Below are 1,254 nucleotides of genomic sequence, written 5' to 3'. Positions count from 1 at the left end.
TGACCCGTCCTGATATGGGTTGACACTTTTTAGTCAAAACGCTCGATGTACTTCATCGGGCGTTTTGTATTTTAAGGCTGTATGTGGCCTCATCTGATTATAGATTTCTACTGACTCGGCGACCATTTTTCTCGCCTGAGCAACATCTTTAGGTTTCTTCAACAAGTATTCCATTTTCAAAATACCATTTACTCTCTCTGCCAAGGCATTTTGATAGCAGTCATATCCATCCGTCATTGAACACACGATCTTGTGCCTAGAGTGTAAGTCTTGATACTCCTTTGAACAGTACTGTGAACCTCTATCTGAGTGATGGATTAAGTTGTCCTGATTTCGACGTTCTTTCAAAGCTCTTATAAAAGCTTGTTTTACGGCCTTCGTCTGCATGTTGTCATCCACACTGTATCCGACGATTTTTCTGGAATAGGCATCAGTAATAAGACTGACGTAGCTGCTTCCTTCATAGGTAGGAAGGTAAGTAATATCAGCAACCCACAACTGCTCTGGTCTTTCGGGCTTAAAGCCATCCTTTATTTTATTTGGGTGGCAGTAAAACCTATGATGGCTATTCGTTGTTCGATGGTAAGCACGTTTAACCTTCACAAGCAGCCGATGATGTTTAAGCAGAGAAAATAGATAGTCCCGACCTACTTTTATTCCAGCTTGCTCCATCATGTACTTAAGCTTTCTCGTTCCTATTCGAGCTTGTTTGATGCGAGTTTCACGGACAAAGCTCAGAAGAGCTTTGTCACGCTGTCTGCTACGATCGTCAATAAGACATTGTTTGTAGTACGCTTGCCTAGAGATCTTGATGATTTGGCAAAATCTAGTCACCGTGAGTTGAGCTATATTTTGCTCTTGGACGACGCACCTTTGTGCTTTTTTACGACACGGACACCATGGTCTCGCTCCATAACTTTTACTACTTCTTCAAAGAAGTCAGCTCTCAGTTTGGTATCCTCGAGTTGCTTCTCTAACTCTTTGATGCGTTGCTCTGGTGTAGGTGGTGAATTGAACTCAGACATGGGTAACCCTTTTTTCATGAATCGAGGTGTGCCTCCAGACCAATCAAGTCGACCGTGCTTTCGGAGCCACACTAATACTGTAGAACAACCTTGTATGCCGTACTTGTCTTGTGCTTGCTTATAAGTCAGTTCACCTTGCTCGACTTGGTCAACAACGTCCAATTTAAAAGCGAGGGAGTAATCACATTGAGTTCGTCTAGTTACTGATTTCATAACACTCTCCAATTTT

At 42.4% G+C, this 1,254-nt stretch carries 1 protein-coding gene; it reads right to left on the bottom strand.

Annotation, left to right across the window (positions count from 1 at the left end):
• Nucleotides 1–33: 33 nt before the first annotated feature.
• A protein-coding gene (locus OH460_RS27300; protein ID WP_270000191.1) for an IS3 family transposase occupies nucleotides 34–1,238 on the bottom strand; the annotation gives its coding sequence in 2 pieces (ribosomal slippage) (nucleotides 34–869 and nucleotides 869–1,238; 1,206 coding nt in all).
• Nucleotides 1,239–1,254 lie beyond the last annotated feature (16 nt).

The sequence above is a fragment of the Vibrio sp. Makdt genome, from assembly GCF_027587015.1.
GTDB classification, from domain to species: domain Bacteria; phylum Pseudomonadota; class Gammaproteobacteria; order Enterobacterales; family Vibrionaceae; genus Vibrio; species Vibrio chagasii_B.
The sequence above is the reverse complement of the archived record's forward strand: the minus strand, read 5'-3'. Positions and strand labels throughout refer to the sequence as shown.